The organism is Rossellomorea sp. FS2, assembly GCF_047915635.1.
Classification (GTDB): Bacteria; Bacillota; Bacilli; order Bacillales; family Bacillaceae_B; genus Rossellomorea; species Rossellomorea marisflavi_A.
Map to the genome: position 1 here is coordinate 212,085 of NZ_JBLRVS010000007.1, position 14,063 is coordinate 226,147.

Sequence of the window (14,063 nt, forward strand, 5' to 3'; positions counted from 1 at the left end):
CCCCACCGGGTGGCCTGTTTTTTTGCATAAAAAATCCGGTCTTCGTGGAAGACCGGTCTACAGTAGGAGAGATTGAGGAGTTGATTGATTCTTTATATGAAGTCTTACAGAGGTTGGTGTTGCGAGGTTCAAGCGTATAGGTTGGTGATAAGTAAAAGGGTGTATTGGGGATTCTTAAGATGAGGGGATCAAGGAAGGGCCCGCATATTCATAACCCTGTTCAAGGGCGGTGATCCGCTGGGATAGATAAAAGTTCTCTACATTGGTGCGCGCTACTTTCTTGATGAGGTCTTCGTTCAACTGCTCCAAACGATCGATTCGTATTTCCAGCTCTTTCATACCTTCTTCTCCTCTTCATCAAAATGGGATTTCAATCGCTTCCTTCCTTGTTTCTTCGGGAGGCTTGCTGTCGAGGAAACGGACGTTCTCGGCTACCACTTCCGTTACATATGTGCGCTTTCCCGTTTCATTTTCGTAGGATCTCGTCTGGATCCTTCCTGTCACTCCGATAACCGACCCCTTCCGGCAGTATTTCTCCGTATTATCCGCCGCCCGGTTCCATAGCGTGCAGAGGACAAAATCCGTATCGATCTGCCCCTGCTGATTCTTGAATTGTCGGTTCACGGCCACGGTCACATTGAGGACCGATTTCCCTTCAAGGGTCTTCCTGGACTCGGGGTCCTTGGTCAGCCTGCCAACAAGCGTCACTTGATTGATCACATGTTTAACTCCTTTCTTCTGAAATTGTTATCATCATAGCCCCTCCCTGCACTCTTGTAAAATCGTCAATTTAGCAAATTCATAGGGGCATTAAAGAGAATAACAGGAGTTTCTCCTAGGGAAACTCCCTTTTTCCAGGTGAAATCCACCGTGAAAATGCAAAATTCACCTCTAGCGTGATTTTTCTCGTTGGCGAATTGAATTAGGGGTGTGCTCCTTCATATGATATAATTTTTAAAAACCCTTAAGGAGGTTCGGTGATGAAAACATTCAAGGTGGTTTCGCTGCAGGTAGTGCAAAACGAAGAACTCATGGATTTTGATATCGTCGATGGCCTGATCATCAATAAAGAAGATGGAAAGAAAACGTGGCTCGTAGAAACCCTCCTGACCAAAGATCATATTGAATTCTTCCAAGAGGCCCAGCAAAAAAGCGAGGAGCTTGAGATCCAGGTCGTCATCTCCCATAAAGAAAATGATCCTGCCGCCTTCATGACATCGATCAGATGCATCAAAGAGCTCGGCGGGAACATCAGCATCATGTTTGAAGGAAAGCTGAAAAAGCAGAAGAATGAATACGCCGAACTCCTGTTGGACGATTTGATTCAAAAAGGGATGTCAGGCGAAGAGCTCCTGCGTGCATTCAGGGATAAAATGGTGGAAAAACCGCGGATTCCTGCCAGCTCAAAGGCCGGTACCTCATAAACATACACAATTATGTAAAAACAAATAGAGCCTTTCTCTGTATTTTGCTATACTAATAACAACGAGAACGAAAACCCTCAGGCAGGTGAGCTCATTGATCGGAGAACGAGTAAGGAAATATCGCACGGAAAAAAAGATGTCCATGACGGAACTGGCTGATCGGGCAGGCGTCGCCAAGTCCTATCTAAGCTCCATTGAGCGAAACCTTCAACAGAATCCCTCGGTACAGTTCCTGGAAAAAGTGTCGGCGGCACTTGGAATTTCCATGGATGCCCTTCTCCATGATGCACCAGAAGAAACACCACTGGACTATGAATGGATGAAAATCACCGAAGAAGCCATGGATTCCGGTATTACGAAAGAACAATTCCGGGAATTCATCGAGTTCAATAAATGGAAGCTTGGACAAAAATAAAGTCTTGAGAATCATCTATTCTCAAGACTTTATTCATCGGAATGATTTCTCAAGAGACTCACCCAATGCTTTGATATTGTTTATGTGAACGCTCTGTCTGTGGTGCTTCAAGAAATTCCTTGACCTCCCTCAGCGTAATCCCTGCTGTTTTTGCCTCTTTCATCAACTCTACCCATTCTTGATCCAATTCTCGATTAACCATTTCATTCCCTCCCAAAATACATGAATGTATTTCAGGCAATCCAGCCGTCCTAGTATTCGATACGCTCCTGCTGACGGGAATCCTTGCGCATACGTCCAACCTTAGACCTGTGACTTTGCGTCCCTGCCTTTCAACAGGTTTGCCTTTATCTGATTACCTGACTGTGGATGTAATACCATTATAATCCTTATATGTGGAAGAAGATGTTGGATTTTGTCGGCTCAGTAAAATTCTTTACCCTAAATTCCATCAAAATAACCACTTTTACACACTATTCAGAAAATTTTTAATTTTGTTGTTTTTCCTTGTCGAATCTACAGTCTGAGAAATTTCCCTGAAACTTACGGGAGGTTTGACTGGAAGATCCGTCAGGTCGTATCCGCACGCAGGGCAGATCCACTCCCCGCTCTCGGCACTGCTGAAAGATGGACGCGTACAGCGGCTACAATCTTTTTTAAACATAACCTTCACCCCGTACTCTCAGATTTTCGTTTCATCAGAACATTACACGCCAGGATGATGATTCCCGTCGCCATAAGCAGACCCCCGATCAACAGCCATCGGTAAAGATCCGTTCCGGTGTTCGGCAGGAAACCTGTCGGTGAGGGTCCGCCTCCCGTAGAGACCGCCGTTCCACCGTTCGTCCCTTCAACATCCTTCAGACCCGTGTCAGGAGATAAGAATGAGGAGGCCTGCACCTGGATCTCAAATCGTGCCGCGGTTCCTTGGAACTCGTTGCCCAGCTCATAGGGCATTTTAACAATGAAGATCAGTTCATCCGCTGAGCCCTGCGCCAGCTCCCTTGCTTTGAAGGATGAGGCATCCTTCAATTTCCCATCGAACAGAGTCGTTTTGCCACGTAGCATCGTCAAATCCAATTCGTTGTATAGAACATCCGTCTCCGATAGATTAACCACAGCAAGCGTGTAGGTGATATCTTCATCCCCATTATTTCGGACGGTAAGCGAACGTTCTACCCAGTCGCCTGGTTTTGCGTTTTCGATATTGAACAGATAAGGGCCACCTGGTTCAATTGAAATTCCCGGTCCTTCCCCATGGGCAGTCGATAGATGGAAGAACCCGAACAAAAGGGGAAAGAGAATAAAAGAGAGCAGCCGATGCTTCATCATATCCATTCCTTTTTATCAGAGATCGGAACAAAATAGATTGTTCGTTTTAATGAACACTTAAGTGTAGTATACGATTTAAAGGAACCCACTCAAAACATCATATGAACCGATTTAGGGTAATTATTCCATTCATACCGTCTTTATACTCGTCCTCCCGCTTGTTTTCTGAATGTTTTGTACTTTATAAAAGATATATTGTTCTCTATAATGGAATCAAAAACCATAGGAGGAGTTCGATTTATGTCATGGATAAGCCGAAAGGAGATTCGGATAAAGAAAAACTTGCCCATAACCGAACTGTGCCGGCAATGGATCATTTTCACGCCTTCCACCCTTTCCTGGAGACCAGCAGGAAGCCATCCGGTACAATCGGGGTTTCATTGGAGACGGAGGATTCCCCTGTTCTGTGGATTGAATTTGGCCTCTCAAAAGATGAATTCAGCGAGCTCTTCCACGTTCATCTATGAATAAATGGATTTCGCTCGTTGGAATTCTACTGATTTGTACTGGCCTTGTGTATGTGGGGGCGTCCCTCTTCGGCATCCAGCATCAGAAGCACGTTCAGGGTGAATCAATGGCTGCCGCCCAAAAGGCGGTCAGTACGGGGGCGAGTGGTCCCTCCGGAGATCGGCAGAACGGGGAGGCTATCGGAATCCTCCGCATTCCCGCTCTTGACAGGGAGGTACCCATCGTGACGGGGGCTGATGAGGATGATTTGGAAAAAGGGGTGGGCCATGTCCCCTCCACTGCCCTCCCAGGGGAAGGTGAGCGGATTTTCCTTGCTGGACACCGTGACACGGTATTCACGCAGATGGGTGAGCTGAAGCCTGGAGACGTACTGGAGATCCACATGGCTGAGGGGACCTTCACCTATGAGATGACAGACAGCTTGATCGTTGATCAGGATGATCTGTCGGTGATGGATCCTGCGGGGGAAGAGGTGTTGACGCTATCGACCTGTTATCCCTTCGAGTACCTCTCCAGTACCGATCAGCGCTACATCATCCATGCGCGCCCCGTCCATTGATCCCTTCACATGAAAAAAGCCGATCCATATGCGGACCGGCTTTTTGCTTTATTCGCTTTTTTCTCCAAGGGCAAACATCATCTCAAGTTCGCAGGCTACTTCCCCGTCAACGGTGGCAACGCCCTTCCCTTTTCCGATGGCTCCTTTGAAGCGGACCATTTCGACTTCAAGTCTGAGCTGGTCCCCTGGTTTCACCTGACGCTTGAAGCGGCATTTGTCAATTCCAGTAAAGAAGGCCAATCTTCCTCTGTTCTCTTCCTTCTTCAGCATGGCAACGGCTCCAACCTGGGCAAGGGCCTCGACGATGAGGACACCGGGCATGACCGGGTAGTCCGGGAAGTGACCGTTGAAGAATTCTTCATTGGCCGTGACGTTTTTGATGCCGATAGCGCTTTTCCCTTCTTCTACTTCGAGGATGCGATCTACAAGAAGAAAAGGATAGCGATGCGGGATGATGTCTTTGATTTCATTGATATCTAACATGAATGGTCCTCCTACAGTGGTATGTCCCCTTTATTGTACAGAATTGACGGGGAGAATGGAATAGAACGAAGAAAAGGCCCGGAGCTTCAGGGGCCTTTTCTTTATTTTGCTTTTTTCACGATGTCTGCAATATGCTGCCATGTTTCGGCTTTGAACACATCAGAGGCTTTTCCGTCACCGATGACGGCATATCCAAAAACGGCTCCAAGGGCAAGAAACCCGGCGAACAGTACGAGGAATAAAAGGACGCGGAGCCAGATCGGGAAAAGGCGTACCCGTACCCATCTGGGTGCAGCCTGTTCCTCGGCTGTCTTCGTTTCTTCAGTTGGTTGCTCTTGCAACAGTTCTTTTTCGCTCATTTGTTCAAAACTCCTTTAGCGTATACCGTTGACCAATCCCATCATCTGATCGGCCATAGTGATGGATCGTGTCTGGAACTGATAGGAACGCTGGACATTCAGAAGGTCCGTCATTTCCTTACCCATATCCACATTCGATGCTTCCAGGGACTCTTGGCTGATGGAAATGCCCGTTCGCCCGGCGCCGGTCAGATTCGTCAGGACCTCGTTCCGATTCACGCCGACATCGGTCCTGAGTCCGATCAGATTGCCGCCGAGCTGTTCGAGGAACTGGGGTCTGGCAATCGTCACGATGCCAAGGTCTACGTTTTCGGTCCCCTCTGGTCCTGTAATACTCAGCACACCATTGTCGCCAAGCTCAAAGGTGGAAGCTTCACCCGAAAATGTGATGGGGTCATCATTTTCATCCAGGATAGGAAATCCGGAAGCATTCACGAGCATGGATCGGCCGTTATCCATCGGCGTGGAGTAAAAGGCACCGTCCCGTGTATAGCGGACATCGGTTCCATCATCCACTTTGAAGAACTGGCGCTCATCCTTCAGGGCGAAGTCAAGGGACCTTCCCGTGGCCTTCAAGGTGCCCTGCGTGAGGTTCAAAGCGGTTTTGGATAGCCGTGCCCCGCTTCCCTCCCTGACGCCAAGGGGAGTGAGCCTGCCGCTTTCAAAACGGTCCACACGCTGGTTGTTCACCTGTTGGACCAATAGATCGGAAAACGTCGCTTCCCTCTTCTTATAGCCCGTCGTGTCGGCATTCGATAGGTTGTTCCCGATCAAATCCATTTGCTTTTGAAGCTGACCGAGAGTGTTTGTGGCTGTCACCATCATCCGGTTCATGATTTTGTCCCCTTTATTATAAGGTAACTCTTGTCGAATTTCATTGACAATCTTTTACTACCCATTGACACGCCCGATTTCATTCGCGGCTTTGTCCATGCTTCGATCATAGGCCTGAAGGACCTTTTGATTCGCTTCGAACGCCCGATAGGAAGAAAGCATATCGGTCATGCTCCGAGACGCGTCGACGTTCGATCGTTCGAGCTGCCCCTGGACCATGGTGAAGGTGCCTGCCTGAGCAGGGGTAAGAGCCGTTTCCGATGAGAAGAGGCCATCCCCTTCTTTCACCAGGTCTTGGGCATTTCCCGTATAGGCGATGCCCAGCGAGGACTCCTGTGCTCCGTTCACCAGGATCTCCCCATTCTCTCCGAGGGTAAACTCATCGGAATCAAGCTGGATCCGCTCTCCGTTCCCATCAAGGACATAGTGCCCGCTGTTGGTGGTGAGGAATCCGTTCCCGTTAACGGTGAAATTCCCATTTCTCGTGTATCGCTCTTCCCCGCCATCTCCTTCAACGGTGAAAAGGACGGCTCCCCCTTCATCCGGGAGGGTTCCGGTAATCAAGGCAACATCAGTGGCATTGCCCGTTTCCTGCAGGTCTCCTTGAGTAAAGGTAGGGATGGTTTCCTGCATATAGACACCCGTATTCAAGCTCCCGATATTCCGGTGAAGAGGAAGGGACAGCCGATTGTCGGTCGGAACCGTCGTCGAATCCATGCGTTGCATGAGCATTTCTGGGAAAGCCCGCATCGCAGCCGTATCCGCTTTATAGCCGGGCGTGTTGGCATTGGAAATATTATTGGTCAGCATTTCGGTTTTCCGTTGCTGTGACAGCATACCGGATGCCACCGTATAGAATCCTCGGAATATAACGTCCACCTCATTTCTTTCGTCTCTTCTCTTACATCGGAACCTCGCGCGACTATTTCAGTCGATCAGCCGATTTTACGGCGTGAAATTTTATCGATATTCTCAAGCATCAGACCCGTTCCGACCGCTACACAGTCCATTGGGTTCTCCGCTACAAGGACCGGTACTTTCAATTCTTCAGCAAGGAGCGTGTCCATGCCGTGAAGCAGCGCTCCTCCTCCTGTCAGGATCACACCGCGGTCGATGATATCTGCTGATAGTTCTGGCGGAGTCTTCTCCAGGACATTCTTGGCTGCCTGGACGATGACAGATACTGATTCACGAAGCGCCCCTTCGATTTCTTTTGCCGTCACGGTAAGGGTACGCGGAAGACCTGATACCATGTCACGTCCACGGATGTCCATCTCATTCATCTCGCCTTCGCGATTTTCGGAGAAGACCGTACCGATTTTGATCTTGATGTCTTCCGCTGTACGTTCACCGATGAGGAGCTTGTACTCGCGTTTGATGTAATTCAGGATTTCATAATCGAATTTATCCCCTGCCATCTTGATCGACTGGCTTGTCACGATATCACCCATGGAAAGGACCGCTACATCCGTGGTTCCCCCTCCAATATCCACGACCATATTCCCGGTCGGGTTGAAAATGTCCATGCCTGCTCCGATGGCTGCGACTTTCGGCTCTTCTTCAAGGTAGATTTTCTTACCGCCGCTCTTCTCAGCTGCTTCCTTGATGGCTTTTTGCTCTACGCTCGTGATGTTCGTCGGGCAGCAGATCAGGATGCGTGGCTTCGACATGAATCCTTTCACGTTCAGCTTATTGATGAAATGCTTCAGCATCGCTTCTGTTACATCGAAGTCCGCAATGACTCCATCCTTAAGCGGGCGGATCGCGACAATATTCCCAGGCGTCCGGCCAACCATGCGACGTGCTTCTTCCCCTACTGCCAATACTTTATTCGTATTCTTGTCCAATGCTACGACGGAAGGTTCGTTAAGGACGATCCCCTTCCCCTTTACATGAATCAATACATTTGCTGTACCTAAATCGATACCGATATCTTTCGCGAACATTTAATGTGACTCCCTTCTTATCTATCAATTGATCTATGGTTTATTTCCTATGTAGTTACGGTTTAACGTTAAGGTAAAATCTTCACCTAATTAATTATATTACCATAAACGTGTCGAAAGCAGGAGTTGTTTGTCAAAAAAATGAATTTTATTTCAATTGCCCTTCATGACCATACGGAGCAGGCAAAACGCCTTGACCCCACGCTCCTTTTCCAGCTGAAAAAACCTTTTACACGTTACCTCAGACGCAAAAATACGCCATCCGCCCTTCTTCCTGCGGGCGTGGCGCATCGGTTTCAGCTGTGAAGTTCCTCTTTCCTGTATTTTTGCTTCGTTGCTTCTCCCCCTCTTAGGTGTCGGATCGATTTATGATAATCCAGTATCGTCTTCACTTCGTTTGCAAGCTCCGGATTGATTTCAGGCAGCCGTTCCGTTAAATCTTTGTGGACCGTACTTTTGGACACGCCAAACTCCTTCGCAATGACGCGAACGGTTTTCTTTGTCTCCACGATATACTTGCCAATCTTGATTGTTCTCTCTTTGATGTAATCGTGCACACCACTCGACCTCCCCAAATTGGATGTGAGAAGTGTGAAATGAGACTCGCTTCGCATGAGTGATTAGTATAAGTTACGTTGCCGTTATGGCCCGTGGTTTACAGCGTATAAACATATATGTGACTGATTCGCTATGGGATATGGACGATTCCTCACCTCAAACACTCTCTGTATTGATAGGTTTGTTTCATTTTATTAGCATTTGTCCCCATATATGCACACTTTACCGAATAAGGACAAGGTGACGTTTGAATTTTCAGAAAACCTTTTGTGGTATGCGACATATTTTGCTCTATTTCCTGAGAAATAAGTCGAAAACGCCCCTTGAGATCAGGGGCGTTCTGTCTTCATCCTTTAAAATCTACATCTTCATCGATCCATACCTCACCATCCTTGTATGTCATCTGCTCTGGATACCTAAGGTTCTCCACTTCATCCTGAAGTTTCTGCGACGGTGCAGGGGTAAGGAGTGACACGGTGATATTGGCAATGATCGCTGCCAGGGCCCCGAAGACGCCGGCACCTGTGTCGATGATCCCGAGGATGGTATGACCATCCCTTGCCAGGAAGATATACAGCAAGGTGACCCCCAGGCCGACAAGCATGCCTGCCACCACTCCTTGGGCGTTGGAGCGCTTCCACCAGACCCCGAGCAGGAGTGCAGGGAAGAATGTTCCCGAGGCAAGAGCAAACGCCCACGCAACGATCTGGGTGATCACACCAGGCGGATTCAATGCCACTAGACCGGCTAGGAGCGTGGCTATGACAATTGTCCAGCGGGCAACGGCCAGACGATTTGCATCTGTTGCCCCCGGCTTCATGACCCTGTAGTAAATGTCATGGGCAAATGAAGACGAGATGGCGATGAGGAGTCCGCCTGCAGTGGAGAGGGCCGCAGCCATGGCCCCCGCTGCAACGAGACCGATGACGAATACACCCAGGTTGGCAATCTCCGGGGTGGCCATGACGACAATATCATTGGAGATGATGATCTCCTGCCACTGAAGGATGCCGTCGCCATTTGTATCCGCCACTTGAAGCTTCCCTGTATCGACCCACGACTTCGTCCATGCAGGGAGCTCGCTGATCTTACTTCCGGCTACTTTCGTCATGAGGATGAACCTCGAGAATGCTGCATAGGCAGGGGCAGACAAATAAAGGATCCCGATGAAGAGAAGCGCCCATGCCCCGGACCAGCGGGCTGCTTTCATCGTGGAGACCGTATAGAATCGGACAATCACATGGGGAAGCCCGGCGGTTCCGGCCATGAGGGTGAACATAAGGGCGATGAACTGCCATTTTGATCCGTTCGTGAATGGTGCAAAATACTCCGACACACCGAGCTGCCGGTCCAGTTCACCAATCTCTTCCACGATCCTCCCGTACGACAGCCAAGGAGCCGGATTCCCTGTCAGCTGCAGTGACATGAAAATGACGGGGATCAGATAGGCAATGATCAGAACAAGGTACTGTGCCACCTGCGTCCAGGTGATTCCCTTCATCCCTCCGAAGGCTGCGTAGAACGCGATGAGCACGACCCCGATCATCGTCCCGATCTTCGCATCGATTTCGAATAATCGTCCGATGACGACCCCCGACCCGGAAAGCTGTCCGATGGAATAGGTGAAGCTGATGATGATGGTACAGATCGCCGCCGTGATCCGTGCCGGATGGCTGTTGAACCGGTCGCCGATGAATTCCGGAACAGTGTAACGTCCATATTTCCGGAGCTGAGGGGCCAGAAGGAACGTGAGAAGGAGATATCCCCCCGTCCACCCCATGATATAGGCCAGACCGTCATACCCGAGGATCATGACCGTTCCTGCCATCCCTATGAAGGAGGCTGCGCTCATCCAGTCAGCACCGATCGCCATCCCATTGAAGATCGGTGGGACCCCCCGGCCAGCCACATAGAAGTCCGATGTTTCTTTTGCTTTGTTGTATACAGCGATACCAATATATAAGGCAAATGTAACCAAAATGATGATCGTCGATACTAACAGCTGCGAATCCATCTATCCGTTTCCCCCCACACTCTGTCTGTTTTCTTCATCCTAATTTCTCTCATTTATTAATGGTCCAGCGTCTTCCCGTAGCTGAGGGCTTCGTTCTTCTTCGCGTCGATTCCATACTTCCGGTCGATTTTGTCACTTACGACTGCGTTGACGAACAGCAGGAAGATGAAGGTGACGACCGCTCCTTGAGCGCCCATGAAGTAATGGAAAGGAAAACCGCCTATCGTAATAGAAGATAGTGGTTCCGCGAGCAGGACCACACCGAATGACGCTATGAACCAAATGACCAGATACACACCCATATAGATGTTTTTCTCTCTGAAATACCGATCGGCTTTCAGCTTTTCAATCTTCTTCATTCCGTTACCCCCTTCTATTCACATTATCTCAGACTGAAAATGAACTTCACCGTTTCAAAAAACGGAGCCGGCACCATGGCAATCTGGATGATCAGGAATGCAAAAAGTGCCATGAATGGAATGGCCAGATAAAAGATTTTCTTTTTCCTAATGGTGAGAAAGATGCAGAATCCCGTGAGCACAAGAAAAATGAAAAAGTAAATGGATGACACCTCCTTAATGTAAGCGTTTTCTAAAATGAACAGACGTCTCCTTCCTGAATACTTATTCATCATTATGTATAGGGTGCAGGACAGGGTCAATCAAAAAAAGTCGACAGAAATCTCAGGAATCATGAATTTGTTTTCTCACAATAGTAAGATTCCTCTCTCAGAACCGGAAAGCTGCCTGATTTATTTTTCCACTAAACTAACTTCCTGTCGAATGACCACGGAGGTTCTTGACCCACAAAAAGAACCGGCCGCAATGGGCCGGTTCCGTATGGGATCATTCTTCGTCTTTAGTATCAGCTGCGTCCGGGGTAGTGCTGGACTCATCGGACTCTTTCTTCTCCGCGCCTTGTTTAGGCTTGGCTTGTCCTTCGTTTCCTTCAGACTCTTTCTTTTCTTCAGCAGCATCTTTCTTCTCTTCTGTACCTTTGTCTTCAGAAGCTTGCTCTGTGGATACTTGTTGATCCAAGTCAGCTTCTTGAAGAGTGGCAAGGGACTTATTGAAGTACTCAAGCGGATTTACGGCTAAGCTGTCTTTGCGGATTTCAAAGTGTACGTGTACTCCTGCTTCTTCGTTCAGACCGCTCTTGCCTGCTTTCGCAATTTCCTGACCTTGCTTGACTGTGTCACCTACTGCAACCTTGAAGTCTTTGACTGATTGGTAACGTGTGACGACACCTTTGGAATGCTCGATTTCAATCGTGTTTCCAAGTAGGGCATCTTCCTGAACCTTTGTGACTTCTCCACTCATGGCAGCAAGGACATTGAAGTTCTTACCTTCTTTCGAGATGTCGAGCCCTTGGTTCGGGTAGTACTCATTTCCGTGGACGATGAGCGCTGCTTCCTGTTCTTCGGCCGTGGCATTAGCATCATAGAATTCTTTCTCAATGACGGTTTCATCCGGCTTGGCAACTGGCATTACAAAGTTTTCGAGTGAACGGTTGACTTCTTCTGCAGGTTGATCAAATTGATTTTCGGTAGGAACTCCATCATAGCTGTAATCCTTTGCTTTCTCGTTCACATCATTTGATGCCTGGTACCACAAAATCCCTGTGATCACGACTGCTGCACTTGCCAAGTAGATTGCTGGATAGGCCCAGCGCCTTTTCAAAAATTTTGGAGAAGTATGTTTCTTTTCTTCCTCTCTCATTTTCATCACCTCAGCAATCATTCTGAACAGAATTCAGAAAATATATACACGAGGTGAAAAAATTTTTAAATGCTTATCTTTCGACAAAACGAATCGTTCTATGCACGATTTTTTACATCTCTTTGAACTTTTATGCTGATAGGAGAAAAGGAGCGCTCCCCGTGCTACAATGAGAGGATGAAACGAAAGGACGATGTCTGAATGAAATCTGTATTGAAAATCGGGCTGACCGTAGCCCCTTTCTTATATATGCTCTTGATCTGGTATCTCTCAAGCAATCCCGATGACAAGGTCCTGAGCCTCCAAGAACGAGATCTGGATCGTTTCATCAAGGAATCTCTCCACCTGATCGAGTTCGGGATCCTTTACGCCCTATTTGTCCTTGCCCTTCTAGCTCATGGAAAACTCACCTATGCTGTCAATACCGTTGCCGCCTTGATTGCCATCTTTTATGGATTCACAGATGAAATCCATCAGGCCTTTGTTCCGGCACGTTCTGCCACCATGATCGACGCCGCCAAGGATCTGATCGGTGTCACCGTCCTCTATTGGCTCGTCAACCACACGTACTTCCGCTCTCCAGACCGTCCGCTGGGCCGTTGGTTAAAATCAGTAGAGAACTATTTTACAGCGTAAATGAAGAAGCGCCAGGTCCGTAGAGTGGACCTGGCGCTTTTTCAGCGCTGTGCCGTGACTTTTTTCAACAAGGTATCTGCCTGTGTAATCTTCACGTCCTTATAATAATGCTGGACGATCTGCTTATAGTCCTTTCCTTCCTCAGCCATCCCGTTAGCTCCGTATTGACTCATACCCACGCCGTGACCGAAGCCTTTCGTTGAAATGACGATATGATCGCCTTTCAGTGACCAGGTGAAGTCCGATGATTTCAGATTCAGCTTATCGCGTATCTCCCGTCCGGTAAACTTCTTCCCGTTGATCTCCACGTTGGCAACCCGCTTCCCTTCCGTGCGCCCGGTGATCGTACCGACGCTGCCATCCTTCGGCAGGGTGACCCCCAGCTTCTTTTGAAAGTCGCTTGTCTTGATCACGACTTGGTCTTCAAATTTCGGGGATTTAGAATCCCAAGGGCTCTCGACACTCCGTAAGTATGGGAGCTCATTCTCCCAATAGGATTCAGAGTTCTCGGTGTACCCGTTGCTTGTCGAGAAAAAGGCAGCCGTGATCGGCTTATCTTTGTACGTCAGGACTTTGCCCATCGTCCCATGTACGGCATCTTTGATTTTTTTGATTTTCCATTCATAGTCCGCTCCCCATAGTTTGGCGAGCTCTTTTTCATTCTTGTATACCTGATGGGCAACCGTGTCGGTCACATCGGCACCTTTGGGTACGTTGGAGTCATCCACTAGAAGCTGATTCACAATATAGGTCCTGGCAGCCAGCGCCTGGGCCTTCAAGGCTTCGGGTTCAAAGTCGGCAGGCATTTCACCGGCTACGACTCCCACGACGTACTGCTCGAGGGGCAGTTTTTCGATGAGGTCGTCGTTTGAACGATAAACGGCCACCTCCATGGATTGGTCCATGTCTTTGTTGGCGGTTTGTTTGGCTTTGGCTTCGTCCAGGTTGGCTGTTTCTTTTCCTGATGAGAAGGGGAGTACCAGCAGGGCGGGAATCGTGATGATGATGATGATAAAGAGTGAAAAGGTGAGTAGTACGGGTTTCCATTGCTTCATGTGCGCTGCCTCCATATAAAGTGAAATAGGAGATGGTGGTGCGTTTCTCCTCTTTTCAAATGTATGGGGGTGGACAGGCTTTTATGAATGATTTTGTTGGATCGATTGATGTTCATTTTATGAGTTGTTATAAGTTGGAGGGGGTGTTTCTAATTGGGATGTTCCGTTCCGCTGCGGCCACCCGCTTTCCATGGGGCGTGCGGTGAGCCGCTTCGGCGCTGCCTGCAGGGTCTCACCCTGCCCGCTTTTCCCATTGGAGTCG

The 14,063-nt window shown here is 48.6% G+C and carries 19 protein-coding genes and 1 riboswitch; of the genes, 5 read left to right on the plus strand and 14 right to left on the minus strand.

The genetic code is table 11. The features are described from left to right. Positions 1-174: 174 nt before the first annotated feature. Together ACNA6I_RS20400 and ACNA6I_RS20405 are read right to left on the minus strand one after the other, a co-directional pair. Entirely contained in the window at positions 175-339 is a 165-nt protein-coding gene (locus ACNA6I_RS20400; protein WP_156183348.1) for a hypothetical protein, read from the minus strand. 18 nt (positions 340-357) lie between these two features. Then, entirely contained in the window at positions 358-720 is a 363-nt protein-coding gene (locus ACNA6I_RS20405) for a single-stranded DNA-binding protein (protein ID WP_048004891.1), read from the minus strand. Positions 721-980: 260 nt separating this feature from the next. Here ACNA6I_RS20405 and ACNA6I_RS20410 point away from each other — a divergent pair, with 260 nt between their 5' ends. After that, positions 981-1,424 (plus strand): YwpF-like family protein, encoded by a 444-nt coding sequence (locus ACNA6I_RS20410; protein WP_048004890.1) that lies wholly within the window; start codon positions 981-983, stop codon positions 1,422-1,424. Between the two features lie 94 nt (positions 1,425-1,518). After that, positions 1,519-1,839: a helix-turn-helix domain-containing protein gene (locus ACNA6I_RS20415; RefSeq protein ID WP_048004889.1), complete on the plus strand. Its 321-nt coding sequence runs from the start codon at positions 1,519-1,521 to the stop codon at positions 1,837-1,839. A gap of 58 nt (positions 1,840-1,897) precedes the next feature. On the opposite strand, the gene ACNA6I_RS20420 is transcribed toward ACNA6I_RS20415, so the two are convergent. Continuing rightward, positions 1,898-2,041: an anti-repressor SinI family protein gene (locus tag ACNA6I_RS20420; RefSeq protein WP_079514301.1), complete on the minus strand. Its 144-nt coding sequence runs from the start codon at positions 2,039-2,041 to the stop codon at positions 1,898-1,900. 31 nt (positions 2,042-2,072) lie between these two features. Next, positions 2,073-2,195, minus strand: a riboswitch (cyclic di-GMP riboswitch). 313 nt (positions 2,196-2,508) lie between these two features. Continuing rightward, on the minus strand, positions 2,509-3,171 hold the full coding sequence (locus ACNA6I_RS20425; protein ID WP_159130202.1) for an LPXTG cell wall anchor domain-containing protein: 663 nt from the start codon (positions 3,169-3,171) through the stop codon (positions 2,509-2,511). A 245-nt stretch (positions 3,172-3,416) separates the two neighbouring features. On the opposite strand from ACNA6I_RS20425, the gene ACNA6I_RS20430 reads away from it, so the two are divergent. Further along, positions 3,417-3,638 carry a hypothetical protein gene (locus ACNA6I_RS20430; RefSeq protein ID WP_416314096.1) on the plus strand — a complete coding sequence of 74 codons (222 nt, stop codon included), beginning with the start codon at positions 3,417-3,419 and terminating at the stop codon, positions 3,636-3,638. Then, positions 3,635-4,198: a class D sortase gene (locus tag ACNA6I_RS20435; RefSeq protein WP_048004886.1), complete on the plus strand. Its 564-nt coding sequence runs from the start codon at positions 3,635-3,637 to the stop codon at positions 4,196-4,198. The genes ACNA6I_RS20430 and ACNA6I_RS20435 overlap by 4 nt, the downstream gene beginning before the upstream one ends. A 48-nt stretch (positions 4,199-4,246) precedes the next feature. Here ACNA6I_RS20435 and fabZ read toward each other — a convergent pair whose 3' ends face one another. From fabZ to ACNA6I_RS20480, 9 genes are all read right to left on the minus strand, one after another. Further along, a complete protein-coding gene (gene fabZ, locus ACNA6I_RS20440; protein WP_048004885.1) occupies positions 4,247-4,681 on the minus strand; it encodes a 3-hydroxyacyl-ACP dehydratase FabZ in 435 nt (144 codons plus the stop codon). Between the two features lie 101 nt (positions 4,682-4,782). Then, positions 4,783-5,040, minus strand: a complete 258-nt coding sequence (locus tag ACNA6I_RS20445) for a DNA-directed RNA polymerase subunit beta (protein WP_048004884.1) — start codon at positions 5,038-5,040, stop codon at positions 4,783-4,785. 15 nt (positions 5,041-5,055) lie between these two features. Next, on the minus strand, positions 5,056-5,874 hold the full coding sequence (locus tag ACNA6I_RS20450; protein WP_048004883.1) for a flagellar hook-basal body protein: 819 nt from the start codon (positions 5,872-5,874) through the stop codon (positions 5,056-5,058). A 57-nt stretch (positions 5,875-5,931) separates the two neighbouring features. Continuing rightward, complete coding sequence (locus ACNA6I_RS20455; RefSeq protein ID WP_416314204.1) at positions 5,932-6,744, minus strand: flagellar hook-basal body protein; 813 nt, start codon at positions 6,742-6,744, stop codon at positions 5,932-5,934. 65 nt (positions 6,745-6,809) lie between these two features. Then, positions 6,810-7,820: a rod shape-determining protein gene (locus ACNA6I_RS20460; protein ID WP_048014190.1), complete on the minus strand. Its 1,011-nt coding sequence runs from the start codon at positions 7,818-7,820 to the stop codon at positions 6,810-6,812. A gap of 296 nt (positions 7,821-8,116) precedes the next feature. Continuing rightward, positions 8,117-8,377: a sporulation transcriptional regulator SpoIIID gene (gene spoIIID / locus ACNA6I_RS20465; protein ID WP_048004881.1), complete on the minus strand. Its 261-nt coding sequence runs from the start codon at positions 8,375-8,377 to the stop codon at positions 8,117-8,119. A 347-nt stretch (positions 8,378-8,724) separates the two neighbouring features. Then, positions 8,725-10,392 (minus strand): sodium:solute symporter family protein, encoded by a 1,668-nt coding sequence (locus tag ACNA6I_RS20470; RefSeq protein ID WP_048014189.1) that lies wholly within the window; start codon positions 10,390-10,392, stop codon positions 8,725-8,727. 56 nt (positions 10,393-10,448) lie between these two features. Continuing rightward, a complete protein-coding gene (locus tag ACNA6I_RS20475; protein WP_048004879.1) occupies positions 10,449-10,751 on the minus strand; it encodes a DUF4212 domain-containing protein in 303 nt (100 codons plus the stop codon). Between the two features lie 486 nt (positions 10,752-11,237). Next, the gene (locus ACNA6I_RS20480) at positions 11,238-12,071 is read right to left on the minus strand and encodes a M23 family metallopeptidase (protein WP_231579012.1); all 834 of its coding nucleotides are present in this window, start codon (positions 12,069-12,071) and stop codon (positions 11,238-11,240) included. A gap of 240 nt (positions 12,072-12,311) precedes the next feature. Between ACNA6I_RS20480 and ACNA6I_RS20485 the strand changes: the two genes are divergently transcribed. Further along, a complete protein-coding gene (locus ACNA6I_RS20485) occupies positions 12,312-12,746 on the plus strand; it encodes a VanZ family protein (RefSeq protein WP_048014188.1) in 435 nt (144 codons plus the stop codon). A 41-nt stretch (positions 12,747-12,787) separates the two neighbouring features. Here the strand turns inward: ACNA6I_RS20485 and spoIID are convergent, their stop codons facing one another. Then, a complete protein-coding gene (gene spoIID / locus ACNA6I_RS20490; RefSeq protein ID WP_048004876.1) occupies positions 12,788-13,801 on the minus strand; it encodes a stage II sporulation protein D in 1,014 nt (337 codons plus the stop codon). Between the last annotated feature and the right edge of the window lie 262 nt (positions 13,802-14,063).

What these genes read in the sequence shown, in the direction of transcription:
- spoIID (WP_048004876.1), bottom strand. Translation starts at nt 13,801, where the DNA reads ATGAAGCAATGGAAACCCGTACTACTCACCTTTTCACTCTTTATCATC.
- ACNA6I_RS20410 (WP_048004890.1), top strand. Translation starts at nt 981, where the DNA reads ATGAAAACATTCAAGGTGGTTTCGCTGCAGGTAGTGCAAAACGAAGAA.
- ACNA6I_RS20470 (WP_048014189.1), bottom strand. Translation starts at nt 10,392, where the DNA reads ATGGATTCGCAGCTGTTAGTATCGACGATCATCATTTTGGTTACATTT.
- ACNA6I_RS20485 (WP_048014188.1), top strand. Translation starts at nt 12,312, where the DNA reads ATGAAATCTGTATTGAAAATCGGGCTGACCGTAGCCCCTTTCTTATAT.
- ACNA6I_RS20450 (WP_048004883.1), bottom strand. Translation starts at nt 5,874, where the DNA reads ATGAACCGGATGATGGTGACAGCCACAAACACTCTCGGTCAGCTTCAA.
- ACNA6I_RS20445 (WP_048004884.1), bottom strand. Translation starts at nt 5,040, where the DNA reads ATGAGCGAAAAAGAACTGTTGCAAGAGCAACCAACTGAAGAAACGAAG.
- ACNA6I_RS20420 (WP_079514301.1), bottom strand. Translation starts at nt 2,041, where the DNA reads ATGGTTAATCGAGAATTGGATCAAGAATGGGTAGAGTTGATGAAAGAG.
- ACNA6I_RS20475 (WP_048004879.1), bottom strand. Translation starts at nt 10,751, where the DNA reads ATGAAGAAGATTGAAAAGCTGAAAGCCGATCGGTATTTCAGAGAGAAA.
- ACNA6I_RS20460 (WP_048014190.1), bottom strand. Translation starts at nt 7,820, where the DNA reads ATGTTCGCGAAAGATATCGGTATCGATTTAGGTACAGCAAATGTATTG.
- ACNA6I_RS20430 (WP_416314096.1), top strand. Translation starts at nt 3,417, where the DNA reads ATGGATAAGCCGAAAGGAGATTCGGATAAAGAAAAACTTGCCCATAAC.
- ACNA6I_RS20400 (WP_156183348.1), bottom strand. Translation starts at nt 339, where the DNA reads ATGAAAGAGCTGGAAATACGAATCGATCGTTTGGAGCAGTTGAACGAA.
- fabZ (WP_048004885.1), bottom strand. Translation starts at nt 4,681, where the DNA reads ATGTTAGATATCAATGAAATCAAAGACATCATCCCGCATCGCTATCCT.
- ACNA6I_RS20425 (WP_159130202.1), bottom strand. Translation starts at nt 3,171, where the DNA reads ATGATGAAGCATCGGCTGCTCTCTTTTATTCTCTTTCCCCTTTTGTTC.
- ACNA6I_RS20435 (WP_048004886.1), top strand. Translation starts at nt 3,635, where the DNA reads ATGAATAAATGGATTTCGCTCGTTGGAATTCTACTGATTTGTACTGGC.